Raw genomic sequence first — 24,346 nt, forward strand, 5'->3', positions numbered from 1 at the left:
TTGACGGACTTCCCGGTGCCGGGTTCTTTGCCGTCTTCCGACGCGCATCGCACAGCCCTCCCCCGGGCCACCCGCCCGCCGCGGCCCGAGTCACCAGCCCACTGCGGCCCGCGTCACCCCCCATCCACTTCCCACGTCACCGCCCCGGGCCCCCGGGATCGGCCGCCCCACCCCGGCTGCCCGCAGCCCGAGTCGCCCGCCCACCGCGTCCCGAGTCGCCAACCCACTGCGGCCCGCGCCCCCCGCGTCGCCGCCCCTCCCTCCCCGGGATCGGCCACCCCCAACCGCCCGCAGCCCGAGTCGCCCGCCCACCCGCCCTCCGCCCCCGGGGCCAGCCGCCTCACACCCGCCCGCCCTCCCACCCACGGCCCCGGGAACCGGCCCCGCCTCACACCCACCCGCCCGCGGCCCGAGTCACCCGCCCACCCACCACACACCCGCCCTCCGGCCCCCTGGGACCGGCCGCCTCATACCCACCCGTGCCGGACCCCCTGAGGCCCGCTTTCCAGCTGACCGAGACGGGTGGGTGGGTGGGCAAGCGGGGGTCCAGGGGGCGGAGCCCCCTGGGGGCCCGCTGCAGCACCGGCAACCGGCAAGCGGGGTTATCCACAGCCCCCGGCACCAGCGAGCGCAGCGTCGTACGCTGGACACCCCCGGCCGCGACCAGCGTCGGGCGTTTCGCGTTGCCCACACCAGGACGGAAAGCCTCCTCCATGAGCCTGCACGGTCTGCTCGACGCCGTCGTCAAGGACCCCGCCCTCGCGGAAGCGATCACCGCGGCCGCGGACGGCAACCGCATGCACGTCGACCTCGTCGGCCCCCCTGCCGCCCGCCCCTTCGCGATCGCCGCGCTCGCCCGCGAGGCCTCCCGCCCGGTCCTCGCGGTCACCGCGACGGGCCGCGAGGCCGAGGACCTGGCGGCGGCCCTGCGCTCGCTGCTGCCCCCGGAGGGCGTCGTGGAGTACCCCTCCTGGGAGACGCTTCCGCACGAACGCCTCAGCCCGCGCAGCGACACCGTCGGCCGCCGCCTCGCCGTCCTGCGCCGCCTGGCCCACCCGAGCCCCGACGACCCCGAGACCGGCCCGGTCTCCGTGGTCGTAGCACCCATCCGTTCCGTGCTCCAGCCGCAGGTCAAGGGCCTCGGGGACCTGGAGCCGGTGTCCCTGAAGACCGGCCGGACCGCCGACCTGAACGAGGTCGTGGAAGCCCTCGCGGCCGCCGCCTACGCGCGCGTGGAGCTGGTCGAGAAGCGCGGCGAGTTCGCCGTACGCGGCGGCATCCTCGACGTGTTCCCGCCCACCGAGGAACACCCCCTGCGCATCGAGTTCTGGGGCGACGACGTCGAGGAGATCCGCTACTTCAAGGTCGCCGACCAGCGCTCCCTCGAAGTCGCCGAGCATGGCCTGTGGGCCCCGCCCTGCCGCGAACTCCTGCTCACCGAGGACGTCCGCACGCGCGCGCGTGCCCTCGCCGAACAGCACCCGGAGCTGGGCGAACTGCTCGGCAAGATCGCCGAGGGCATCGCGGTCGAGGGCATGGAGTCCCTGGCTCCCGTCCTGGTCGACGACATGGAGCTGCTGCTGGACGTGCTCCCCAAGGGCGCCATGGCCGTCGTATGCGACCCGGAGCGGGTACGCACGCGTGCCGCCGACCTCGTCGCCACCTCCCAGGAGTTCCTGCAGGCATCCTGGGCGGCCACCGCGGGCGGCGGCGAGGCCCCCATCGACGTCGGCGCGGCCTCCCTGTGGTCCATCGCCGACGTCCGCGACCACGCGCGCGAGCTGGACATGATGTGGTGGTCCGTCTCGCCCTTCGCCGCCGACGAAGAGCTGGACGCGGACACCCTCAAGCTCGGCATGCACGCCCCCGACACCTACCGCGGCGACACCGCCAAGGCCCTCGCCGACACCAAGGGCTGGCTCGCCGACGGCTGGCGCACGATCTTCGTCACCGAGGCCCACGGCCCCGCCGCCCGCACCGTGGAGGTGCTCGGCGGCGAGGGCGTCCCCGCCCGCCTGGACGCCGACCTCGCCGAGCTGAGCCCGTCCCTGGTGCACGTCTCCTGCGGCTCGATCGACTACGGCTTCGTGGACCCGGCGCTCAAGATCGCCGTCCTCACCGAGACCGACCTGTCCGGCCAGAAGGCCGCCGGCAAGGACGGCGCCCGCATGCCGGCCCGCCGCCGCAAGACCATCGACCCGCTCACCCTGGAGCAGGGCGACTACATCGTCCACGAACAGCACGGCGTCGGCCGCTACATCGAGATGGTGCAGCGCACCGTGCAGGGTGCCACCCGCGAGTACCTGGTCGTGGAGTACGCCCCCGCCAAGCGCGGCCAGCCCGGCGACCGCCTCTACATCCCCACCGACCAGCTGGAGCAGATCACCAAGTACGTCGGCGGCGAGGCCCCCACCCTGCACCGCCTCGGCGGCGCCGACTGGACGAAGACCAAGGCGCGCGCGAAGAAGGCCGTCAAGGAGATCGCCGCCGACCTGATCAAGCTCTACAGCGCCCGCATGGCCGCCCCCGGCCACACCTTCGGCGCCGACACACCCTGGCAGCGCGAGCTGGAGGACGCCTTCCCGTACGCGGAGACCCCCGACCAGCTCACCACCATCGCCGAGGTCAAGGAGGACATGGAGAAGTCGGTTCCCATGGACCGCCTGATCTGCGGTGACGTCGGCTACGGCAAGACCGAGATCGCGGTCCGCGCCGCCTTCAAGGCCGTACAGGACGGCAAGCAGGTCGCCGTCCTCGTCCCCACGACCCTGCTCGTGCAGCAGCACTTCGGCACGTTCTCCGACCGGTACTCGCAGTTCCCGGTGAACGTGAAGGCGCTGTCCCGCTTCCAGACCGACACCGAGGCCAAGGCCGTCCTGGAGGGGCTGCGCGAGGGCGCGGTGGACGTCGTCATCGGCACCCACCGCCTGTTCTCCTCGGAGACCAAGTTCAAGGACCTCGGCCTGGTCATCGTCGACGAGGAGCAGCGCTTCGGCGTCGAGCACAAGGAGCAGCTGAAGAAGCTCCGCGCCAATGTCGACGTGCTGACCATGTCGGCCACCCCGATCCCGCGCACCCTGGAGATGGCGGTCACCGGCATCCGCGAGATGTCCACGATCACCACCCCGCCCGAGGAGCGGCACCCGGTGCTGACCTTCGTCGGCCCGTACGAGGAGAAGCAGATCGGCGCCGCCATCCGCCGCGAACTGCTGCGCGAGGGCCAGGTCTTCTACATCCACAACCGGGTCGAGTCCATCGACCGCGCGGCGGCCCGGCTGCGCGACATCGTCCCCGAGGCGCGCATCGCCACCGCCCACGGCCAGATGTCCGAGTCGGCCCTGGAGCAGGTCGTCGTCGACTTCTGGGAGAAGAAGTTCGACGTGCTCGTCTCGACCACGATCGTCGAGTCCGGCATCGACATCTCCAACGCCAACACCCTGATCGTGGAACGTGGCGACACCTTCGGCCTCTCCCAGCTCCACCAGCTGCGCGGCCGCGTCGGCCGAGGCCGCGAGCGCGGCTACGCCTACTTCCTCTACCCCCCGGAGAAGCCGCTGACGGAGACCGCCCACGAGCGCCTGGCCACCATCGCCCAGCACACCGAGATGGGCGCGGGCATGTACGTCGCCATGAAGGACCTGGAGATCCGAGGAGCCGGAAATCTCCTGGGCGGCGAGCAGTCCGGCCACATCGCGGGCGTCGGCTTCGACCTGTACGTCCGCATGGTCGGCGAGGCCGTCGCCGACTACCGGCGCCAGCTGGAGACCGGCGAGATCGAGGAGGAGCCGCCGCTCGAGGTCAAGATCGAGCTGCCCGTCGACGCGCACGTCCCGCACGACTACGCGCCCGGCGAGCGCCTGCGCCTCCAGGCCTACCGGTCCATCGCCTCCGCCAACTCGGAGGAGGACATCAAGGCCGTCCGCGAGGAACTCACCGACCGCTACGGCAAGTTGCCCGAGCCGGTCGAGAACCTGCTGCTGGTCGCCGGCCTGCGCATGCTCGCGCGCGCCTGCGGCGTCGGCGAGATCGTCCTCCAGGGCAACAACATCCGCTTCGCCCCGGTCGAGCTGCGCGAGTCGCAGGAGCTGCGGCTGAAGCGGCTGTACCCGGGGTCCGTCATCAAGCCGACGGTCCACCAGGTCCTGGTCCCGCGCCCGAAGACCGCGAAGGTCGGCGGCAAGCCGCTCGTCGGCCGCGAACTGCTGGGCTGGGTAGGCGAGTTCCTGGCCTCGATCCTGGGGTCGTAGACGGCGAGGGCTTCGGGCGTTCCGGCGGACCGCTGCGCGATTCAGTGGTCCGCCGAAGGGCTCAGCGGTCCGCCGAAAGGCTTAACGGTCCACCGAAGGACTCAGCGGTCCGCCGAGTGGAACAGCATCGCCGTGAGCGCGCGGAACACCTCCTCCGGGTCCTGGTCGCCGACCGGGCCGTCGAGGTTGTGGCCGAGGAGCAGGGTGGCGAAGCCGTGGGCCAGGGACCAGGCGGCGACACCGGCGAGGCGGGCGTCGGGGCCGCGGTCCCCGGGGTCGACGGTGGCGACGGCGGCGCGCAGGGCGTCCCCGGCCAGGGTGCGGGCGGTGGTGAGTTCGAGGTCGTCGGCGCGCAGCAGCCCCGGTGTGAACATCACCTGGAAGTGAGCGGGGTGCTCGCGGGCGAAGCGGACGTAGCGCACGCCCGCCTCGCGCAGGTCGGACGCCTCCCCGATCGTCTGCGCCAGCAGCCCGTACCCCTCGGCCGCGATCGCGGTGAGCAGCCCGGTGCGGTCCTTGAAGTGGTGCGCGGGGGCCGCGTGCGAGACCCCGGCCCGGCGCGCGAGGTCACGCAGGCTCAGCGCGGAGGGGCCGTCGGCGGCGATGACGTCGAGCGCGGCCGTGAGCACGGCACGGCGCAGGTCGCCGTGGTGGTACGGCCGTTCCGATGCGGGTGCGGACTTCGTGGGGCTCATGAGCAGCAGCCTACGCGGCATCTAGGCATTGACAAGTTGGCGTCTGCTCGGGCAATCTTGTCAGTGTCAAGTTCTGGTGATCGTGCAGGAGCTGGATACGGGGAGGGCTGCGTCATGTCCGAGTACACGGGCGAAGTCGCCGAAGTCGTTGAGGGGGAAGCGGTGCCTGGGACGAGTGCGGAGAGCTGGGAGGCGGCAGGGGGCGCGGAGCCGTCCGTGGAACCGACACGGGTGCGTCAGCTCTGGCATCTGCTGGAGCCCCTGCACGCGGTGCTGTACTACGCACCCGAGGTCTTCGAGGAGGCGGCCGCGCTCGGCTACGACACCACGGACCGCTGGCCGAGCTACTTCCCGCTGCGCGCGGCCCCGTTGGGCCCGGTCGGCGCGGAGCGGGTGGCCTCCGCCTTCTACAGCTTCGACCCGCGCATGGTCGCCCGGCACATCGGCTCGGCCTGGAGCGTCGCGAGCCCCCAGGAGGTGCTGGCGGCGCGTCTGCGCGGCATCGACCGTGCGTACCGCGCGATCCTGGGCGACCGAGTCGACGACCCCGCACTGGCCGAGGCCGCCGCACTCGCCCGGCGCGCTGCCGAGGCGGCCGGCACCGAGGGCCGCCCGCTCGCCGCCGCCAACGCCGAACTGACCTGGCCCGAAGCCCCGCACCTCCAGCTGTGGCACGCGGCCACGATCCTGCGCGAGCACCGGGGCGACGGCCACCTCGCCGCCCTGCTCGTCGCGGACCTCGACCCCGTCGAGTCCCTGGTGTCCTTCGCCGCGATAGGCGCCGCGTCCGTCGAGCGGTTCGAGAGCCGCGGCTGGAGCCGCGAACAGTGGTCCGCCGCCCGCGCCCGGCTGGCCGCGCGAGGCCTGGTCGAGGCGGACGGTACGGCCACGGAGGCGGGCCGCGCCCTGCGCCGCACCGTGGAGGACCACACCGACCGACTCGCGGCGGGCCCCTGGCAGACCCTCGGCCGCTCCGGCACCGACCGCCTGGCCGACCTGCTCGGCGACTACTGGGTCGCGGTCCTGTCCTCCGGGCTGCTGCCCTCCGAATCCACCCTCGGCATAGGCAAAGTCTGAAACGGGGCGCCATGGCGGCGGGGGCGTACCCGCCGACCTCCTGCGCGCTTCAGGGCGTCACATGCCCCCACGCAACCACCGTTTACCCGGAAACGCCCCTTCAGGCCCCATCGGGCGAGAGCCGTAAGGCCATTACGGTGGTAGGCGGAACGATCCGCCCCCGCATGCGGGGGCGGACCAGGGCGAGCGAGGGGGATGCACGTGACGCGTCTGAGGGGCGGGGCGGTCACCGCTGCGGTCGTGATGGTCGCCGTGGCCGGCTGCACGGACGACCACACCACGGGGTCCTCCGGGCCCGAGCGGACCGGCGGCGGGGGCGCTGCCCTGGCGGCCGCCGACTCGCTGCCCATCAAGGGGCGCGCACCGAAAACCGGTTACTCCCGCGCCCGATTCGGCTCCGCCTGGGCCGACACCGACTCCAACTCCTGCGACACCCGCGTTATCTCTATGCTGCGTGGCGTGATAGCAGGGTTTTCGCAGCTCGTTCGAGGGGCGGTGCGCTGTGCGTACTGAGAGGCACATGTGGCACAGTGCTGGGAGTCGGCGTGCTGTTCTGGCATCCGCAGCGGTGGCCACCGGAATCCTGATCGCTGGCTGCAAGGGCGTTTCTCCACCCGCGGACAGCGGACCCTCAGGTTCCGCCGTCTCGACCGCTGGCAACGGCCGGGCTGTGAACCCGCTGGACAATCCGGACGGAACGAAACCGGGGCTGGCGGCGATCACCTCCAGCGCGGACATGGCGAAGGCGCGGTCGTTGATCGAAAAAGTGGCGACGAAGGGACGCGGACCTAAGACGGGGTACGAGAGGGACAAGTTCGGCTACGCCTGGATGGACTCGGCTCCGGGCAGCATCCCCTTTGCTCACAACGGTTGTGACTCGCGAAACGATCTCTTGAAACGCGATGGCGACAGTATTCGCTTTCGGGCCGGATCTGACTGCGTCGTCACCTCCATGACGTTGCACGATCCGTACACCGGTAAAGCCATTGAGTGGACCAAGTCCCACGCCGCGACGGTGCAGATAGACCACGTCATGCCGCTGTCGTACGACTGGCAGATGGGTGCGTCCCGTTGGACGAAGGGCAAGCGGGAGGACATTGCCAACGATCCGCTCAATCTGATACCCGTGGATGGCCCGACCAACGGCGCCAAGGGCGACTCCGGGCCCGCGACATGGCTGCCCCCGAACAAGCAGATCCGCTGCTCCTACGTGGTGCGTTTCGCTCAGGTGTCGCTGAAGTACGACCTTCCTGTGACGGTCGCGGACAAGCGGATGATGCTGACGCAGTGCGGCGGCTGATAGAGACGGACGCAGCTCGCATCAGCCGCCGGTTGAGGGAGTCGTGGTGTTCGTGGCGGGCCACTCAAGGACGGTCAGCTCGGGCCATTGATCGCGCCACCGTGCCGTCTTGGCCTCGTAGACCGACCTCGGCGCGAGCACCGGGTTCGGTCGGACGACGAGGTTGAACACGTCGGACAGCCCATGTGGCGCATACACACGCCACTTGCCGTCCGCCTCCGCACGCACCCCTAGACAGCAGGTCGTCGCGGCGAAACTGTCGATCGCCGCCTCGGTGGACTCGTACGGCGGACACGCCACTCCGAACTTGTCCTCGTACCAGAGGTGCACCCGCGCCTCGTTCCGGATCTCAACCTCTGCGGGCAGGCCGGAGAAGACCTCCTCTCCGGCCTTGATCGCAGCGTCCTCCGCCTCCCAGGACACATCGTCGGCGTCGAAGTAGAAGACGTCATAGTCCTTGATGCCGCTGGTCGGCGGTCTGCCCGTGACCACGTTCCATACGGTCTGGAACAGGCACCCGGCCGTCACATACCACCCGGGCAGACCCAACGTCGCGGTGCGCGCCAGTACCTCCGTCAACACCTCGTTTCGGGACAGCACTCCGCGCAGGGACTCAAGTTGCTGGTCGAGAGGGAGTCGGCCGATCATGAACCCTGCCTACCACAACGTGGTCAGCGGCGGATCTGATACCGGTTCCGGCCATTGGTCACTTCGAAGGAACCGCCCGCATCGCGCGACGAAGACTTGCCCTGGCGGCGGTGAGGTCATCCTCCGCCTCGTGCAGGCGCCGTTCTGAGTCGGTCAGGCGGTCCCTGGCCTCTGACAGCTCACGCTTCAGCTCCGTGTTCTGCTGTTCCAGCTGCCGGATCCGCTCGACCAACTGACGGCGGTCCACGTCATCCAGTTCCGCGCCCAGGGAGAGCCGTACGCGTTCACGGAGACGGTCCCGCTCCTTCTTCAGGTCTTTGATCTCTTCCCGGGCCAGGGCGAGTTCGGTGTGCAAGCCGGCGGGTGTGACCTGCCCCGGGCCTGGCGCGGCAATGGTCCGGCTTCCATGCTCACGCTGTTCGTGCATGGCGGCCCGGACGGTATCGCGCACCTGCGGCTGGTTGTAGACGAACCAGGTGGACACCGAGGCTTCGCGGGCGACGCGGGCGCAGGTGATCCGCTGTCCGGAGGCGAGGAGGTCGCGAACGACATCCAGAGCGCGAGCCGTTTTGGCTTCACTGTCCTGGACACGGGCGGCACGAAGGCGCCGGACTCGCGCCTCCTTGCCCGCGGTGTCATGAGAGGGGATACGAGTCATGAGGTGCTCCGGGAGGTCAGGGACTGCACCGGGATGAACGCGGCAGCTGAGCGGATCTTGCGTAGTTCGCGTGAGGCGGCCTCGACTGTGGCCCGTTCCTCCACGGGCATCTCTTCAAGTTGCCGTCGCATCTCTTCGGCCGATCTGGCGTAGGCCCGGATCTGATCGTCGAAGTTGCGCACCACCCAGTCCGCCGCATCCATGGCCAGGGCGGCTTCCCTGTCCGCCCGCAGCCCGGCGATCTGCTGCTCCAAGGCGGGGAGATAGGAGGGATCGGGCCGGTAGAAGTCGCATCCGGCGCATTGGAAGCGAATACGGCAGTGTCCCCCGCCCGCCTTGACATTGCTGGGCTCTGTGCAGCCTCCGTAGGGGACCGCGACACTCTCGACCTCGTAGGCCAACGGGTCTTCGAAGCCCCTGGGTGTGCCGTGGCGGTCGACGGCCAGCCGGGCGACCGTCCTGACGGCTTCCTGCTTCCTGCCCAGCGAGACCTTGTAGTACCCCATCGTGACGTCGAGGGAGCGGTGGTCCATGAGCTCCTTCAGGACATCGGGGCGGGTGCCGGCGTCCGCGTGGCGCTGTGCGTAGGCGTGGCGGAACCCGTAGGGGACGATCTGGGTGCGGTCGTAGGCCAAGGGCTCGCCGTCGTCGTCCAGGCGCTCGTCGACGAGTACAGGAATGAGCTCGTCGACCCAGTCGCGGAAGATCCGGTTGCAGAACTGCGCGGTGGTCAAGTGACCGCGCCGAGGGCGGTTGCGCTGGCCCGGTGACGGAAACAGCCACTGCTCGCATGCCGGTACCGGAGGCAGGCGCTGAAGCTCCTTCTGCCAGGACTCGATCTTCTGGGCAGTCGCCTCGGTGATGGGCAGGCGGCGGCCGTGTCGGCGTCGCTTGTGGTTGTCGTAGATCAGAGTCGGTTTGCCGTCCACCCACTCCAGACAGTCGCGGCGCAGGCTGGTCACCTCACCAGGACGCCGACCGGTGTCCCGAAGGACTGTGTAGGCCACTTGATACATCCGCGCGAAGTCCGAAGCAGTCCAGCCACCGCTCTCGTACGCGGTGGATGTTCCGAGCAATTCGATGTGAGCGTCGAGTTGGGCGATGACGTGCTCCGGGATGGCACGGCCGATCTCGTCCTCGGAGACCTCGACCGCGACGATGGCGTGGAGCTTCGGATTCAGGGCGAAACCACCGGGCACGTGGTCCATCAGTCCGGCCTGTCGTGCGTAGTCGAGAAACGCCCGCCACAGGCGAAGCAGCGCCCGCCGGTGGCTCGTCGAGTAGTCACGGCCGTCCTCGGGACGCCTGGCGATGCGAAAGGTGTCCACCACGGCGCTCATGTCCGCCATCGACAACCTTTCCGGGCTGTTGCCGTGGGGGCGGTCGGCCAGGGCGTGGGACGCGAGCGTCACGGCGTACACGGTCTGACGCAGGTCGAAGACATTGGGGCGGACTGCACGTCCGTACTCCTTGGCCAACTCGCGTAGCCACGACTGGCGGACCGGCCGGAAGTCGATGACGCCGTGCACAGCCGTGTACTTCCGGCCTCGTCCGGCAGTGAGCCCGACGAAGGCACATTCCCAGACGTCCCCCGACGTCGGGTCGATGCCGTCGTACTCCAGACGAGCGCGTCGGACGTGCTGGAGGATGCCGTTCAGCATCCCCGCAAGCTCTGCTGACAGCCCGCGCACGAACGACTCATCGAGATCCAGGAGGGTGGGCAACCCGGAGGGGAGAGCAGCGATGACACGACGGATGCGCTGCGGAACCAGGCTGATCCCGGCGGCGTCACGCTGCTGGAGGCCGTACAACACCTCGTGGCGTACGGCGAAAGACACCTCGCTCAGCGAGAACTGCGACACACCGGGCACAGCCGCAGCGGTGCTGTTGGGTCTGCGACGAGCTGCAACAGGGACGTAGGTCGAGTCGAAGCCCGCCGGGTGCCCCTGGCGCCAGCGGGCGCGGCGGCAGGCGTCGCAGCGGCTCCCATTGCTGCCGACGTGGGTCGAGCATGCCGCCACGGCGCAGGTGAACACGCTCGTTGCGGGGTTAGCGGGGTCTGCTGTGAATCGCGACAGGGCGGGGTTCCATTCTGTCGCCCGCCACCCGGGAACCAGCCGTTGTGCAAGCCAGTCGGCCCATTCGGGTTCCCGCGAGCGGGGCACATTCAGGGCGGCCGTGCCGATCAACCGGGTCACCGCTCGGACCCCGAGGTGGTGCCGTCAACGGCCGCACGCAGGTCCTCGTCGCGGGCGTGCAGATATACGGCGGTGCTGGCTGACGACGCATGCCCCAGAAGCGCTTGTACGACGTCAGAGGCGACACCGCCGCGAATCCAGTTGGTCGCTGCCGTGTGTCGCATCATGTGGGGCCGAGCACGAAAACCGCACCGCCTGCCGATCCGTTCGACGATCTGCTTCGCGTTGGAGTACGTCATGGGCCTGCCGGCATGGGCGCCGACCAGGTTCACGAAGACGTAGTCGCAGTGGGAGGCCTCGGCCACATTCTCACGCTCGGCGAGAAGGTCGCGGTAACGGTGGACGGCGACTTCCGTGAGCGGCACCATGCGGTGCCGACCCGCCTTCGTACGCGCCCCGTTGACGTTGTCCTGGCGCGGCCGGACATGCAGGTGTGCACCACGGGTTCGGCAGCCCAAGTGCGTTGAATCGGGCAGCAGGTGCATGTCTTCGCGGCGTAGCCCGAGAGCCTCGCCGATCCGAAGTCCACCTTCCACGAGCACGGTCAGGAGCAGTCGGTCGCGGGCGGTGCGCGCCCTGTCGAGTACCTGGGCTACCTGCGACGGGGTGAGTGCCGCTGGCGCCATCTCGATCTCCGGCGCCTTCAGTATCCGGGCCTTCACCATGAGGTGCTGTCCGCCTTCACCCAGATCGAAGCCGGCCGGCGGCGACGTCAGGAAGCGCGGCTCGCTCAGCCGGGCGGCGACCTCGTGGGCAATGTGCCCCTGGACGGCGCAGAACCGGAGGAACTCACAGACGGCGGTGAGAACCGCGTTGACGGTCTTGCCCGACGGCGGTTGCCCCTGCCGGGCCGGTGTCCGCTCGACGTGGAACTTGAATCGCGTCATGTCGCCGAGCCCAACGGTCTTCCAGTCGGTACCCCGCCCTGCGCACCAGTTGAGGAAGCGTCCGATCCGAGGAATGTAGGCGCGCTGTGTCTGCGGTGAGCGCCCGGCGCCCCGCAGGTACAGCGAGAACTCCCGTGCCTCGGGATGAGGGTGGTACGTCGCCTCGTCGACGAGTAACCACGTGACCTCTCCTGTGGTCGGCGAGACGGCCTTCTCCGTACGTAACACCATTGATCCATCCCCTGTCCGAGCATGTCGCTCATGTGCCTCTTGGTGTGACTGATAACGGCGAGGCACAACGAGAGGACACGGCTGTCACTCACGTAAATCGCAGGCAACAGGGGGATGTAGATAACCCGCGACGACATCCTCAAGCGCGATCTGAAGGAGGTGAAGTTCACCGGCGGCACCTGCAAGGTCACCTACGGCCTGCTGGAACCGGACCCCTACTCCGGCAAGGACGTCACCTACCGGCGCGGCCGCAGCCTGGTCGACATCGACCACGTCGTCGCCCTCTCGGACGCCTGGCAGAAGGGCGCCAAGTACTGGGATCCCAGCAAGCGCATAGCCCTGGCCAACGACCCGCTCAACCTCGTCGCGGTCGACGCGAGCACCAACCGCGGCAAGGGCGACGGCGACACGGCCACCTGGATCCCGCCCAACAAGGCCTACCGCTGCACCTATGTCGCCGCCCAGGTGGCCGTCAAGAAGAAGTACGGCCTGTGGGTCACCGCCGCCGAGAAGACGGCGATGAAGAACGTCCTCGCCACCTGCCCGGACCAGAAACTCCCCACCGGCGGCAACCCGACCAAGGCCCCGGAACGCTTCCGGGCACGATGAACCGGGCCGAGGGACGGCATACGACCGGCATCCAGGCCGTTACCCGGGCCGGAACCCAGGCCGTTACCTGGTCCGGAACCCGGTCCGGAACCCGGTCCTGAACCCGGTCCTGAAACCGGGCCGTCCCTGACCAGCGGATTCAGATCGGCCAATTCGCTTTCCGCGCTGGGTGCGTGCCGCCTAGCGTGATCACTATGGACGTCACAGTGAGCAGCCTCGCCGAGCGGCCCGACCGGCTGTCGGCGGTGCTCGGCATGGCCGACACCTGGCCCGAGTTCGTCACCAACGACCCGGTCGGTACGGCCCACTACGGCCGCATCCCCGTCGAACTGCCCGAATACGCGCTGTTCGCCGAGGACGAGCGGGGCGAGATCGTCGCGCACGCCTTCAGCGTGCCCTTCGCTCTCGCCGCCGAGGGCCGGGGCACCCTGCCCGCCCGCGGCTGGGACCAGATCCTGCTCTGGGCCTTCGCCGACCTGCGCCGCGGCACCCGCCCCGACACGGTCAGCGCGGTCTCGGTCGTCATCGCCCCGCACGCCCAGGGCCACGGCCTGTCCGCCGTCATGCTCTCGGCGATGCGGGACAACGCCCGCGCCCGGGGCTTCAGCGAGGTCGTCGCTCCCGCCCGCCCCAACGCCAAGCACCGCGAACCGCATACCCCGATCGGTGAATACGCCCACCGGGTACGGCCCGACGGGCTGCCGGAGGATCCGTGGCTGCGCGTCCACGCCCGGGCCGGCGCCACCATCGACTCCGTCGCCCCCGCCTCCATGACCGTGGGTGCCTCCCTGGAGGAGTGGCGCCGCTGGACCGGGCTGCCGTTCGACGCGCCGGGAGACGTCGAGGTGCCCGGCGCGCTGGTCCCGGTCCGCTGCGAGCCGGAGCGGGGATACGCCGTCTACGTCGAACCCAACGTATGGATGCGTCATCCCCTCTGACCCGGTGATCGGACTCGGGTGAACGGGTCCGGTGAACGGGCCTGGTGATCAGGAGGTGCCGGCCGCGGCCTTCAGCGAGCCCACGACGTGGCCGGCCAGCTTGGCGGCGGTGGCGGCGCCGTTGTCGCCGCCGGCCGTGGACATCACGGTGACCACGGAGGTGCCCACGCGGGCGGCCACCAGGGTCGTGCCGTTCTCCCACTGACCGCTGGTGAGGGTGATGGTGTAGGCCTCGTCACCGAGTCCGGACGTGGAACGCCCGGAGAGCTTGACCTTGGCGTGCTCGCTGGGGTCCGTGAACGTGGCGCACGCGGTGGCCGCGTTCCGGACCTCCTTCATCACGGTCGTCGCGGTCGTGCCCTGGAACTCGTCGATCTCCTGGACCATCTCCTCGGTCTGGTCCTTGTTCGCGTAGTCGCCCTGCGCGAACGACACGCCCCCCTTGTAGCCGGTGACGTCGAGCCACGAGGTGTTCTCGAACTTGGTGCAGTCCGGCTTCGCCGTGTTCCGGACGGCCGGGGCGAGGAACTGGCCACCGCTGTCCACGGCACCCTCCGCGACCGGGGTGAGCTCGGGCGGGAACACCGACGCGGGTGCCAGTGCCTTCTTCAGGCGACTGCCCGTCAGCAGGCCCGCGTTGGGGTCCTTGGCCTTCGCCGTCTTGGCCGGCGCCTTGGCGTCGGAGGAGTCGGAGGAACCGGTGGAGCAGGCGGTCAGGGCCAGGGGGAGCGCCGCGACGGCGAGGACCTGGACGAGGCGGGACGGGAGGTGCATGACAGTTCCTTGGGGGTGTTGAGAGGTGGAGAACCTGAGTGGTGCGAGGTGGCGCCCGAGGCCGGGCGGGCTCGGGCGCCACCGGCGCGGGACGTGAGCGGAACGTCCCGCGCCGGCCGGGGGGCCTCGTACGGCAGCCGGGTCAGGCCGTCTTCTTCCAGTCGCCGCAGCCGGTCGTCTTGAAGTAGGCGTCCGTGGCGCGGATGGTGACGACGGCCGTGCCGGTCACGTTGTTGTTCGCGAGGATCGAGTCGAGCCCGTGCTCGGCGTCCTTGGTGCGCTCCCAGTAGCAGGAGTCGTCGGCGTTCCCGGTCGACTTGTAGGTGCCCGGCGCGATGTCCGTGCCGACCTTGAACATGCCCCCGTTGCCGGCCATCGACGAGGCGGGCGTGCCCTTCGCCTTCGGGTCGACGGCTTCCCAGTCCTTGCAGCCGCTGGACTTGAACAGCTTGTCGGTGGGCTTGACGGTCACGTAACTGGTGCCGCTGACATTGTCGTTGGCCAGCAGCGATTCCGGGTCGCCCGAGGCGTCCTTGGCGCGCTCCCAGTAGCACATGTCGTCGGTGTTGCCGGTGGAGCGGTAGATGCCGGGCTTGACGTCGGAGCCGACGGAGAAGTCACCGTCACCGGAGAAGGCGACCTTCTTCTTCTCGCTCGCCTTGTCGCCGCCCGAAGACTTCTTGTCGCCGGACTTGTGGTCGGCGGAGGTCGAGCTGCCCTTGGAGCCGCTGTCCTTGCCGTCCGTGCCGTCGCTGCCGGCGTTCGCCGAGACGGCACCGATGACGACGATCCCGACGACGGCTCCCAGCGCGATCTTGCCCTTCATGCCCATGACGGGCTCCCTCCCCGATGCGGCGGCCGCCCCCTCCGGCTGGCCGCTCGTTCGCTGGGTCAATAAGAGCAGAGCCTGTGAACCGAGTCAACACGATTCACAGGATTCATTGTGTACACGTCCGTGAAGGCGTGGGTCTTGTGTACGTCGGTATGCTCGGTGCACACACGGGATGAGGGGAGCGGGGCCGGTGCAGGACAACACGACAGAGGTGACCGCGGCCGGTATCGCGCGGCTCGCCGGAGTGGGCCGTGCCGCCGTGAGCAACTGGCGCCGCCGGCACGCCGATTTCCCCAAGCCGGTCGGCGGCACCGAGACCAGCCCGTCCTTCGCGCTCGCCGAGGTCGAGTCCTGGCTGCGCAGGCAGGGCAAGCTCGCCGAAGTCCCCCTGCGGGAACGCGTCTGGCAGCAGCTCGCCGGACATCCCGAGGGGCCCGTCACCGCCCTGGTGCACGTCGGCTGCGTCCTGCTGCTCATCCACGAACGCCCCACGGTCTGGCTCGACGTCAGCGCCGGCTCCGACGCGCGGCTCGCCGCGATGCTGCCCGGCGCCCTGGACCAGGTGCTCGGCCCGCGCTTCGGCGTCACGCACGAGCCCGGTGTTCACACGGCCCGGCCCGAAAGCGGCTCGGCGGCTGTGAACCGTCCACATCCTGTGAACACCGGGGCGTCAGGTCACACCCCGCCCGCCACCCCGGGGCGACCCGCTGTGAACACCCCGCCAGCTGTGAACACCCCGTCGGTCGCCCACACCCCATCCGCGCCCCCAAGTCCCGAGCCCCACACCACCCCCAAGCCCCCCGCACCCCCCGCCCCCGCCCTCCACACCCCCTCCGGACCCCAACTCCTCCCCTCCGCCCCCCTCCTCCGTGGCGCCGCCGAACTGGCCGCCGACGCGGGGGCGCGGCAGACCTTCGAGTTCCTGCTGGGCCGGCACCTGGACGCCAACCCGCGCCAGTACACGCTCACCCCGGCCGAACTCGCCCGACTCATGGCCGACCTCGCCGGCCCCGCCCGCACCGTCCTCGACCCCGCCTGCGGCACCGGCGCCCTGCTACGCGCCGTGGACACCCGCCCCGACCAGGAGCTGTACGCCCAGGACAGCGCCCCCGACCTGGCCGCGCTCACCGCGCTGCGGCTCGCGCTGCACGCCCGGGCCACCGTGCGCGGCGCCGTCGGCGACACCCTGCGTGGCGACGCCTACCCCGACCTGCACGCCGACGCGGTCCTGTGCCACCCGCCGTTCAACGAGCGCAACTGGGGCCACGACGAGCTCGCCTACGACCCCCGCTGGGAGTACGGCTTCCCCGCGCGCACCGAGTCCGAGCTGGCCTGGGTGCAGCACGCCCTGGCCCGGCTCGCCGACGGCGGCACCGCGGTCCTGCTCATGCCGCCGGCCGCCGCCTCCCGCCGCTCCGGGCGCCGGATCCGCGCCGACCTGCTGCGCCGGGGCGCGCTGCGGGCCGTGGTCGCGCTGCCGGTCGGGGCGGCGCCGCCGTACAACATCCCGCTGCACGTGTGGGTGCTGCGCCGCCCGGACCGGACGCCCGCGGCGCCCGAGGTGCTGCTCGTGGACACGGGGCGGTTCGCCGGCGAGGCGCGCGGCGGCCCGGACTGGCAGGCGGTGCGCGAGGCCGTCCTCGACGCCTGGCGTGCCTTCGCCCGGGACGGGCGGCTGGCCGAGCGGCCGGGTCTCGCGCGTTCCGTGCCGGTCATCGAACTCCTCGACGACGACGTGGACCTCGCCCCCGCCCGGCATCTGCCGCCGGCCGCCGCGGCCGACGGCGCGGAGCAGCTCACGGCGGTGCGCGAGCGCCTCGGCGAGACCCTGCGCCTGACCGCCGACCTCACCCCGCCGCCCGCCGCCCCGGCCCCGCACGCGCGCTGGACGCTCACCACCGTCGGTGAACTCGCGCGCGGGGGCGCACTGGTGCTGCGCACCGGCGGAAGTGGCGGCCGCGCGCGCGTGCCCGTGCTGACCGACCACGACGTCCTCGCCGGAACGGCGCCCTCCGGCACGCTCCCGGAGAGCGACGAGGAGGCGGTGCTGACCGAGCCGGGCGACGTCGTCGTACCCGTGCTGGGCGGCGGCTCGGTGGCGCGCGTGATCGACGACGCGACGGGGGGCGCCGCCCTGGGGCGCAACCTCGTGCTCCTGCGCCCCGATGCCGCGGCGCTCGACCCCTGGTTCCTCGCCGGGTTCCTGCGCGGCACCGCCAACAACCGGCAGGCCAGCAGCTACGCCTCCACGGCCACCCGCCTGGACGTGCGCCGCCTCCAGCTGCCCCGGCTGCCGCTCGACGAACAGCGGCGCTACGGCGCGCGGTTCCGCGCCCTCGACGAGTTCGAGCGGGCGGTGCGCCACGCGAGCCGGCTCGGCGACCAGCTCGTCCGCGGCATGTACGACGGGCTCACGGACGGCACGGTGGCCCCGGACTGACGGACGGGACGATGGCGCCGGACTCACAAACCGGAGGAGCGGTGTCCGGCCGACGGACCGGACGGTGCGGTCGCATGGCGGACGCGATCAGCACGACAACGGTTCGGTACATCCCGTAACCCCTTGTCGGTGTCGGCCTATACGCTCGGAGTCCGATATCGAAATCCGGCCCAGGAGCACTCATGTACGGCCACGGCGCGGCGCCGCCCACCCGCGGCGCGGGATACGTCATCACCCTGCGCGTGCTGTTCGCCGCCTGCAGCCTGCTCACGTGCGGCATCCTCGCGTGCGCGCCGCTCTTCCGGGTCGCGTTCCTGCGCGGGCGGTGGTTCGACTGGCTGGCGGCCTGGGTGAGCCTGCCGCTGGGCATCGCCTGCTTCGCGGTGGTCGGCGTGGTGCCGGAGAGCGACCCGCGGGGCGACGTCGCGCTGGCCACGGTGCTGATCCTCGGCGTCGTCTCGACCGTCCACTTCCTGGTCACGGACGTCCGGCACCACTCCACCACCCAGCAGCCGCCCGCGGGTTACGCGCCTCCGCACGCCCAGACCGTACCGACGTCGTACGGCTACCCGGGCCCCGCGGCCCCGTTCACCACCACGACCACCCCCGTGGCCCCGGTGTCCTCGGTGGGGCCGCACACCCCCATACCCGGCCCCCCGCACGCTCCGCGCACCCCGCCTCCCATGCCGCACACCCCGATACCCGGCCCTCCGCCGGCCACCCCGCTCACCCCGCCGCAGCGCCCCGCGCCCGCCCGGATCGACCAGGTGCGCGCCGAACTGGACGAGCTGAGCGACTACTTGCGCAAGCACGACGGCCATGAGGGCGGAAGGTGACCGTGGCGCAAGGACGTGTCGTCGCCGGCCGGTACGAACTGTCCACGCTCATCGGGCAGGGCGGCATGGGCCAGGTGTGGACGGCCTACGACCAGCGGCTCGACCGGCGCGTGGCCGTGAAGCTGCTGCGCCCGGACAAGGTGGCCGGGCAGGAGGCCGACGAGCTGCGCCGCAGGTTCGTGCGCGAGTGCCGGGTGACCGCGCAGGTCGACCACCCCGGCCTGGTCACCGTGCACGACGCGGGCAGTGAGGGCGAGGAGCTGTTCCTCGTCATGCAGTACGTCGACGGCGCCGACCTCTCCGACCACCTCGCCGAGCACGACCCGTACCCGTGGCAGTGGGCGGTCGCGGTCGCCGCGCAACTGTGCGCCGTGCTGAGCGCCGTGCACGCCGTGCCGATCGTCCACCGCGACCTGAAGCCGCGCAACGTGATGGTGAAGCAGGACGGCACGGTCACCGTCCTCGACCTGGGCGTGGCCTCGGTCATGGACACCGACACCACCCGCCTCACGCACACCGGCTCCCCGATCGGCTCGCCCGCCTACATGGCGCCCGAGCAGGCGATGGGCGGCGCGGTCGGCCCGTACACCGACCTGTACGCGCTCGGCGTGCTGATGCACGAACTGCTCAGCGGCGACGTGCCGTTCGTCGGCACCACCGCGCTCGGCGTGCTGCACCGGCACCTGTACGAGCCCCCGCTGCCCGTGCGCCGGATCCGCCCCGAGGTGCCGGAGGCGCTCGAAGCCCTCGTGCTGCGGCTGCTGGCCAAGGATCCGCAGCACCGCCCGGCCTCCGCGCAGGAGGTGTACGAGCACCTGGCGCTGCTCCTGCCGGCGCGCGGAACCCCGACCGGGGCGCCGTTGGACCCCACGCGCCCCTTCCTGCGTCCGCACGCCCCCTGGCCGGACCGCGCGCGGACCCCCGCGCCCCAGCCCGCCCCCCTCGCGCCGGCGCCCCCGGTGGCCGAGAAGCCGGACGTCGCCGCCGCGGTCGACGAGGTCAAGCGGCTCCTCGGGGAAGGCCGCATCACCCAGGCCGTCGACATACTCGGCGCGATCCTGCCCGCCGCGGCGGAACAGCACGGCGAGCACTCCCCGGTCGTGCGCACCCTGCGCAAGCAGTACGCGGCCACCCTCATGGACGACGGCCAGTACCGGCGCGCGCTGCCCGAGCTGCGCCGCCTCGCCGACGAGCGCGGCGCCGAGGCCGGCCAGGCCGACCCGCAGTCCCTGCGCTTCCGCTACGACGCCGCCCAGTGTCTCGAGCAGCTCGGCCAACCGGCCGCGGCGCTCGCCGAGTACCGCGCCCTGCTGCCGTACTACGAGAACCAGTACGTCTCCGGCGACCCGCAGCTCGCTCATGACGTGCGCCGCCGCATCGGCCACCTGCTGCTCGCCCTCGGCGACCGCCCGGCCGCCCACGACACGCTCGCGCGGCTCGTGCTGGACGTGGAGCGCCTGCACGGCCCCGGGCACCCGCTGGCGGTGGAGATCCGGCGGACCCTGCAGTGGCTGGGGCAGGTGCGCGGCTAGGGGGTGTCTTCCGGATTTTGCCGTTGCCTGACGGACTCTTGTGATCTTCGGGAGATTGCCTTTTCCGAACACGTGACCGTCGCCCGATAGGTTGCGCTTCGTTTTTCCGGATGACGCACGTTCAGGGGTGGGGAAGATGGCCGGCCATCGGCAGTCGAAGAAGCGCAGGTACATCACGTGGGCGGTGGCCGGGGCGGCCGTCCTCGCGGGCGCCGGCATCGCCGCGCAGACCTCCATGGCCGCCACCACCTGGCCCGCCCAGAAGACCTTCACCGGCCGCGCCTTCGACACCTGCACCGCGCCCTCCCTGTCCACCATGAAGGCCTGGCACACCGGCTTCTACGGCGCCGCCGCCGTCTACGTGGGCGGCAAGAACCGCGGCTGCAACCAGCCCAACCTCACCGCCTCCTGGGTCAAGTCGGTCAGCTCGATCGGCTGGAAGCTCGTCCCGATCTACGTCGGCGCCCAGCCGCCCTGCCAGTCCGGCTCCAACCCGGAGAAGCTCACCGCCTCCACCGCCGCCTCCCTCGGCGCCGCCGACGCCTCCGACGCCGTGGCCAAGGCCTCCGCGCTCGGCATGAAGGCGGGCAGCCCGATCTACCTGGACATGGAGGCGTACGACATCACGAACAAGGCGTGCAACGACGCCGTGCTGACGTACGTGCGCGCCTTCGACAAGGGGCTGCACGCCAAGACGTACCGCGCCGGCTACTACGGCTTCACCAGCTCCAGCGCCAAGGCCATCGCCACCGCGTCCGACAAGACCGACCTGCCGGGCAACCTCTGGTACGCGCTGTACGACCAGCAGAACACCACGACCACGGACTGGCCTTGGGGCGCCACCCAGTTCACCAACCACAGCCGCGCCCACCAGTACATGGTCAACAGCAAGGAGACGCACGGCGGCGTCACGCTCACCGTCGACCGTGACGCCTGGGACGCGCCGGTGGCCATCACCGGCTGAGCGGAGCCGGTCCGGAAGCGGTCCGGAACCGGTCCGGGAGCGGCGCGGCGGTGCCCGAAGCGCTTGCGAATCGTTGGTCGAATGGGTTGGCCGCAGCCTGCCCACTGCCTACCATCGATCACCGCAAGAACTTTGTGCACCGTCGCACAATCTCCTCGGGAGGTTTCCTTGCACCGCCGCCGTCGCACCGCGCTCCTCCTCACCGCCGCGCTCGCCGCCGCGGCACCCGTCCTCACCGCCTGCGGAAACGAAGCGCACCCGGGCGCGGCGGCCGTCGTCGGAGGACAGCGGATCACCGTCGCCCAGCTGGAGAACCGGGTGAACGAGGTACGGGCGGCACAGCGGGCCGCGGTGCCGGACGAGGCCCAGTACCAGCAGGTCCTCGCCTCCACCGGCAGCCTCACCCGCGACACCCTGCACAACATGGTCCTCGACCGGGTCCTGCACCGCGCCGCCCAGGACCAGGGCATCACGGTCACCCGCAAGGAGACCCAGCAGATGCGCGCGGGCCTGGAGCAGCAGGCCGGCGGATCCAAGGGGCTGCAGACGGCCTGGCTGCAGAAGTACGGCATCGCCCCCGAGCGGCTGGACGAGAACCTCCGCCTGCAGATCGAGGCGCAGAAGCTCGCCACGAAGCTCGGCACCGACACCACCCAGCCCGCCTTCTGGAAGGCCCTCTCCCAGGCGTCCCGCGAACTCCACATCGACCTCAACCCGCGCTACGGCACCTGGGACGTGGCGAAGAGCAGCCGCACCGATGCCAAGACCCCGTGGGTGCGCGAGGTCACGGCACCGGGAACCGAGCAGCAGCCGGCGTAGCGGGGCCGCGCCGGGGGTGCCGGAACGATCCGGCGAAGAGGTGCCGGTCATACGATCACACGACCCCCTCGCCCCTGTGGACAACCGATCACGTCCGTCGGCGCCGTGGGTTACGTTCGGATGGTGAACGCAACCCGCCCCGAAGCCCCCGGCCCGGACACCGCCACTGGTCCGGACGCCGCCCCCGGCCGCATCGTCCTGCTCACCACCAGCCACCGCGTCGCCCCCGGCCTGCTGTCCTGGCCCGCCTGGCAGGCCCTGCGCACCGCCGACGCCGTGCTGTGCGCGGACGGCGCCCATCCGCAGCTGCCGTATCTGCGGGAGGCCGGGATAGCGGTGGCGGAGGCGTCCCCCACCGCGCAGGAGCTGGTCGACGCCTGCGCCGGCGGGCGGACCGTGGTCGTCGTGGCCACCGGCGAGGGCGAGCCGGCCCTCACCGACGGGCTGGCCCGGCTGGCCGGCTCCGGCCGCGTGCGGATGCCCGAGCTGGAGCTGCTCCCCGCCTCCTACGACCTGCCCGGCGCCCGTCTCCTCGACCTCGTGCAGGTCATGGACCGCATCCGCGAGGAGTGCCCCTGGTCCTCCCGGCAGACCCACCTGGGCCTGGCCAAGTACGGCATCGAGGAGGCGTACGAACTGGTCGAGGCGATCGAGGCCGGCGACCGCGACGAACTCCGGGAGGAGCTGGGCGACGTCCTGCTCCAGGTCGTCTTCCACTCCCGGATCGCCGAGGAGGACCCGGACGCGCCGTTCTCCATCGACGACGTGGCCGGCGGCATCGTCGCCAAGCTGATCCACCGCCACCCGCACGTCTTCGGCGAGGAGAAGGCGGAGACACCGGAGGACGTCAAGGAGCACTGGCTGCGCACCAAGGCCGAGGAGAAGCGGCGCACCTCGGTGACGGAGGGCGTCCCCCTCGGCCAGCCCGGCCTCGCCCTCACCGCCAAGCTCGCCTCCCGCGCCCGCATGGCCGACCTGGCCGTGCCCCTGCCACAGGGCGAGGGCGTCGGCTACGAACTGCTGGCCCTGGCGGTGCGCGCCGAGGCGGACGGGGTCGACCCGGAGGCTGCGCTGCGCGCCGCGGCACGGGTCTACCGGGACGCGATACGGGCGGCGGAGGGTGCCCGGCCGGCGTCGGCGGAGGGCGTGCAGCCGGGGGAGAAGAAGGAAGAGGGGCCGGATACCGTCGAGGAGTGACCAACCAGCCCGCCCCCGACGCCCCCGCCCCGGACCTCTTCACCTGGGAGTTCGCCGCCGACCCCTACCCCGCCTACGCCTGGCTCCGCGAGCACGCGCCCGTGCACCGGACCAAGCTGCCCAGTGGGGTGGAGGCCTGGCTGGTCACCCGGTACGCCGACGCCAAGCAGGCCCTGGCCGACCAGCGGCTGAGCAAGAACCCGGAGCATCACGACGAGCCCGCGCACGCCAAGGGCAAGACCGGCATCCCCGGCGAGCGCAAGGCCGAGCTGATGACCCATCTGCTGAACATCGACCCGCCGGACCACACCCGGCTGCGCCGACTGGTCAGCAAGGCGTTCACGCCCCGCCGTGTCGCCGAGTTCGCGCCCCGGGTGCAGGAGCTGACCGATCACCTCATCGACCGGTTCGCGGCGAGGGGCTCCGCCGACCTCATCCACGAGTTCGCCTTCCCGCTCCCCATCTACGCCATCTGCGACCTGCTCGGCGTCCCGCGCGAGGACCAGGACGACTTCCGGGACTGGGCGGGCATGATGATCCGGCACGGCGGCGGGCCCCGGGGCGGGGTCGCGCGGTCGGTCAAGAAGATGCGCGGCTACCTCGCCGAACTCATCCACAAGAAGAGGGAGGCACTGCCCGCCGAGCCCACCCCGGGCGAGGACCTGATCTCGGGCCTCATCCGGGCCTCCGACCATGGCGAGCACCTCACCGAGAACGAGGCCGCCGCCATGGCCTTCATCCTCCTGTTCGCCGGCTTCGAGACGACCGTCAACCTCATCGGCAACGGCACCTACGCCCTCCTCACCCACCCCGAGCAGCGCCACCGCCTCCAGCGGTCCCTCGCCGCCGGGGAGCGGGACCTCCTGGCGACCGGTGTGGAGGAACTCCTGCGCTACGACGGCCCGGTGGAGCTGGCCACCTGGCGGTTCGCCACCCGGCCGCTCTCCATCGGGGGGCAGGACATCGCCCCCGGGGACCCGGTGCTCGTCGTGCTGGCCGCCGCGGACCGGGACCCGGAGCGGTTCGCCGACCCGGACGTGCTGGACCTCGCCCGCCGGGACAACCAGCACCTCGGGTACGGGCACGGCATCCACTACTGCCTCGGCGCCCCGCTCGCCCGGCTGGAGGGCCAGACCGCGCTGGCCACCCTGCTCACCCGCCTGCCCGACCTGCGGCTCGCGGTGGATCCGGCCGAACTGCGCTGGCGCGGCGGGCTCATCATGCGCGGTCTGCGCACGCTCCCGGTGGAGTTCAGCCGGTCTCCTGAGCCGGCACGCGAACCGGGCACGGGGGACGGACGCGGACAAGCGGACACGACGTGAGCGACGTTCAACTATGTGATCTTCACGTGATCTGTGCGGCATGAACTTGTGACAAGTGATCGTGTGCCGCTACGTTCACCCATCAGCGTGGCCCTGAGCATCACCCGCCGCGCCGGTCCTGCTGTCGCACGAAAGGCCTCCG

The 24,346-nt window shown here is 71.2% G+C and carries 18 protein-coding genes and 2 pseudogenes; 13 read left to right on the plus strand and 7 right to left on the minus strand.

The window, feature by feature from the left end:
• Nucleotides 1–713: 713 nt before the first annotated feature.
• Nucleotides 714–4,247 (plus strand): transcription-repair coupling factor, encoded by a 3,534-nt coding sequence (gene mfd, locus ABZ865_RS20755; RefSeq protein ID WP_361232017.1) that lies wholly within the window; start codon nucleotides 714–716, stop codon nucleotides 4,245–4,247.
• A gap of 101 nt (nucleotides 4,248–4,348) precedes the next feature.
• Here mfd and ABZ865_RS20760 read toward each other — a convergent pair whose 3' ends face one another.
• Nucleotides 4,349–4,942 carry a TetR/AcrR family transcriptional regulator gene (locus tag ABZ865_RS20760; RefSeq protein ID WP_361232019.1) on the minus strand — a complete coding sequence of 198 codons (594 nt, stop codon included), beginning with the start codon at nucleotides 4,940–4,942 and terminating at the stop codon, nucleotides 4,349–4,351.
• 216 nt (nucleotides 4,943–5,158) lie between these two features.
• On the opposite strand from ABZ865_RS20760, the gene ABZ865_RS20765 reads away from it, so the two are divergent.
• The 3 genes and pseudogenes from ABZ865_RS20765 to ABZ865_RS20775 all read left to right on the plus strand — a co-directional run bounded on the left by ABZ865_RS20765 (nucleotide 5,159) and on the right by ABZ865_RS20775 (nucleotide 7,319).
• Complete coding sequence (locus ABZ865_RS20765) at nucleotides 5,159–6,019, plus strand: hypothetical protein (protein WP_361232021.1); 861 nt, start codon at nucleotides 5,159–5,161, stop codon at nucleotides 6,017–6,019.
• Between the two features lie 201 nt (nucleotides 6,020–6,220).
• Nucleotides 6,221–6,457 (plus strand): annotated as a pseudogene (locus ABZ865_RS20770) (hypothetical protein); the annotation flags it as partial.
• A gap of 82 nt (nucleotides 6,458–6,539) precedes the next feature.
• On the plus strand, nucleotides 6,540–7,319 hold the full coding sequence (locus ABZ865_RS20775; protein WP_361232023.1) for an HNH endonuclease family protein: 780 nt from the start codon (nucleotides 6,540–6,542) through the stop codon (nucleotides 7,317–7,319).
• 21 nt (nucleotides 7,320–7,340) lie between these two features.
• On the opposite strand, the gene ABZ865_RS20780 is transcribed toward ABZ865_RS20775, so the two are convergent.
• From ABZ865_RS20780 to ABZ865_RS20795, 4 genes are read right to left on the minus strand one after another with little or no spacing between them, the layout of a single operon-like run.
• The gene (locus ABZ865_RS20780) at nucleotides 7,341–7,967 is read right to left on the minus strand and encodes a nucleotidyltransferase family protein (RefSeq protein ID WP_361232025.1); all 627 of its coding nucleotides are present in this window, start codon (nucleotides 7,965–7,967) and stop codon (nucleotides 7,341–7,343) included.
• A gap of 58 nt (nucleotides 7,968–8,025) precedes the next feature.
• On the minus strand, nucleotides 8,026–8,625 hold the full coding sequence (locus tag ABZ865_RS20785) for a DUF6262 family protein (protein WP_361232027.1): 600 nt from the start codon (nucleotides 8,623–8,625) through the stop codon (nucleotides 8,026–8,028).
• A complete protein-coding gene (locus ABZ865_RS20790) occupies nucleotides 8,622–10,823 on the minus strand; it encodes a site-specific integrase (protein WP_361232029.1) in 2,202 nt (733 codons plus the stop codon). The genes ABZ865_RS20785 and ABZ865_RS20790 overlap by 4 nt, the downstream gene beginning before the upstream one ends.
• Nucleotides 10,820–11,941: a tyrosine-type recombinase/integrase gene (locus ABZ865_RS20795; protein WP_361232031.1), complete on the minus strand. Its 1,122-nt coding sequence runs from the start codon at nucleotides 11,939–11,941 to the stop codon at nucleotides 10,820–10,822. The genes ABZ865_RS20790 and ABZ865_RS20795 overlap by 4 nt, the downstream gene beginning before the upstream one ends.
• Before the next feature lie 123 nt (nucleotides 11,942–12,064).
• Here ABZ865_RS20795 and ABZ865_RS20800 point away from each other — a divergent pair.
• Together ABZ865_RS20800 and ABZ865_RS20805 are read left to right on the plus strand one after the other, a co-directional pair.
• Nucleotides 12,065–12,550: pseudogene (locus ABZ865_RS20800) on the plus strand (HNH endonuclease family protein); the annotation flags it as partial.
• A 194-nt stretch (nucleotides 12,551–12,744) separates the two neighbouring features.
• A complete protein-coding gene (locus ABZ865_RS20805; RefSeq protein ID WP_361232033.1) occupies nucleotides 12,745–13,488 on the plus strand; it encodes an N-acetyltransferase in 744 nt (247 codons plus the stop codon).
• Between the two features lie 48 nt (nucleotides 13,489–13,536).
• Here ABZ865_RS20805 and ABZ865_RS20810 read toward each other — a convergent pair whose 3' ends face one another.
• Nucleotides 13,537–14,262 carry a hypothetical protein gene (locus tag ABZ865_RS20810; protein WP_361232035.1) on the minus strand — a complete coding sequence of 242 codons (726 nt, stop codon included), beginning with the start codon at nucleotides 14,260–14,262 and terminating at the stop codon, nucleotides 13,537–13,539.
• A 142-nt stretch (nucleotides 14,263–14,404) separates the two neighbouring features.
• Nucleotides 14,405–15,094, minus strand: a complete 690-nt coding sequence (locus ABZ865_RS20815; protein ID WP_361232037.1) for a hypothetical protein — start codon at nucleotides 15,092–15,094, stop codon at nucleotides 14,405–14,407.
• A gap of 190 nt (nucleotides 15,095–15,284) precedes the next feature.
• Here ABZ865_RS20815 and ABZ865_RS20820 point away from each other — a divergent pair, with 190 nt between their 5' ends.
• From ABZ865_RS20820 to ABZ865_RS20850, 7 genes are all read left to right on the plus strand, one after another.
• Nucleotides 15,285–17,534: an N-6 DNA methylase gene (locus tag ABZ865_RS20820; protein ID WP_361232039.1), complete on the plus strand. Its 2,250-nt coding sequence runs from the start codon at nucleotides 15,285–15,287 to the stop codon at nucleotides 17,532–17,534.
• Nucleotides 17,535–17,716: 182 nt separating this feature from the next.
• Nucleotides 17,717–18,370, plus strand: coding sequence for a hypothetical protein (locus tag ABZ865_RS20825; RefSeq protein WP_361232041.1), 654 nt, complete (start codon nucleotides 17,717–17,719; stop codon nucleotides 18,368–18,370).
• Nucleotides 18,371–18,408: 38 nt separating this feature from the next.
• A complete protein-coding gene (locus ABZ865_RS20830) occupies nucleotides 18,409–19,902 on the plus strand; it encodes a serine/threonine-protein kinase (protein ID WP_361232302.1) in 1,494 nt (497 codons plus the stop codon).
• Between the two features lie 136 nt (nucleotides 19,903–20,038).
• Nucleotides 20,039–20,866, plus strand: coding sequence for a glycoside hydrolase domain-containing protein (locus ABZ865_RS20835; RefSeq protein WP_361232043.1), 828 nt, complete (start codon nucleotides 20,039–20,041; stop codon nucleotides 20,864–20,866).
• Nucleotides 20,867–21,034: 168 nt separating this feature from the next.
• Complete coding sequence (locus ABZ865_RS20840) at nucleotides 21,035–21,685, plus strand: SurA N-terminal domain-containing protein (protein ID WP_361232045.1); 651 nt, start codon at nucleotides 21,035–21,037, stop codon at nucleotides 21,683–21,685.
• Between the two features lie 120 nt (nucleotides 21,686–21,805).
• Entirely contained in the window at nucleotides 21,806–22,882 is a 1,077-nt protein-coding gene (locus ABZ865_RS20845; RefSeq protein ID WP_361232047.1) for a nucleoside triphosphate pyrophosphohydrolase, read from the plus strand.
• Nucleotides 22,879–24,204: a cytochrome P450 gene (locus tag ABZ865_RS20850; protein ID WP_361232049.1), complete on the plus strand. Its 1,326-nt coding sequence runs from the start codon at nucleotides 22,879–22,881 to the stop codon at nucleotides 24,202–24,204. The genes ABZ865_RS20845 and ABZ865_RS20850 overlap by 4 nt, the downstream gene beginning before the upstream one ends.
• Nucleotides 24,205–24,346 lie beyond the last annotated feature (142 nt).

This window comes from Streptomyces sp. NPDC047085 (assembly GCF_040643735.1).
GTDB lineage: Bacteria > Actinomycetota > Actinomycetes > Streptomycetales > Streptomycetaceae > Streptomyces.

Bases quoted from the DNA above. Each gene is read 5' to 3' on its own strand.
- mfd (WP_361232017.1), top strand. From the start codon at position 714: ATGAGCCTGCACGGTCTGCTCGACGCCGTCGTCAAGGACCCCGCCCTC.
- ABZ865_RS20760 (WP_361232019.1), bottom strand. From the start codon at position 4,942: ATGAGCCCCACGAAGTCCGCACCCGCATCGGAACGGCCGTACCACCAC.
- ABZ865_RS20775 (WP_361232023.1), top strand. From the start codon at position 6,540: ATGTGGCACAGTGCTGGGAGTCGGCGTGCTGTTCTGGCATCCGCAGCG.
- ABZ865_RS20780 (WP_361232025.1), bottom strand. From the start codon at position 7,967: ATGATCGGCCGACTCCCTCTCGACCAGCAACTTGAGTCCCTGCGCGGA.
- ABZ865_RS20785 (WP_361232027.1), bottom strand. From the start codon at position 8,625: ATGACTCGTATCCCCTCTCATGACACCGCGGGCAAGGAGGCGCGAGTC.
- ABZ865_RS20795 (WP_361232031.1), bottom strand. From the start codon at position 11,941: ATGGTGTTACGTACGGAGAAGGCCGTCTCGCCGACCACAGGAGAGGTC.
- ABZ865_RS20805 (WP_361232033.1), top strand. From the start codon at position 12,745: ATGGACGTCACAGTGAGCAGCCTCGCCGAGCGGCCCGACCGGCTGTCG.
- ABZ865_RS20810 (WP_361232035.1), bottom strand. From the start codon at position 14,262: ATGCACCTCCCGTCCCGCCTCGTCCAGGTCCTCGCCGTCGCGGCGCTC.
- ABZ865_RS20815 (WP_361232037.1), bottom strand. From the start codon at position 15,094: ATGGGCATGAAGGGCAAGATCGCGCTGGGAGCCGTCGTCGGGATCGTC.
- ABZ865_RS20825 (WP_361232041.1), top strand. From the start codon at position 17,717: ATGTACGGCCACGGCGCGGCGCCGCCCACCCGCGGCGCGGGATACGTC.
- ABZ865_RS20835 (WP_361232043.1), top strand. From the start codon at position 20,039: ATGGCCGGCCATCGGCAGTCGAAGAAGCGCAGGTACATCACGTGGGCG.
- ABZ865_RS20845 (WP_361232047.1), top strand. From the start codon at position 21,806: ATGGTGAACGCAACCCGCCCCGAAGCCCCCGGCCCGGACACCGCCACT.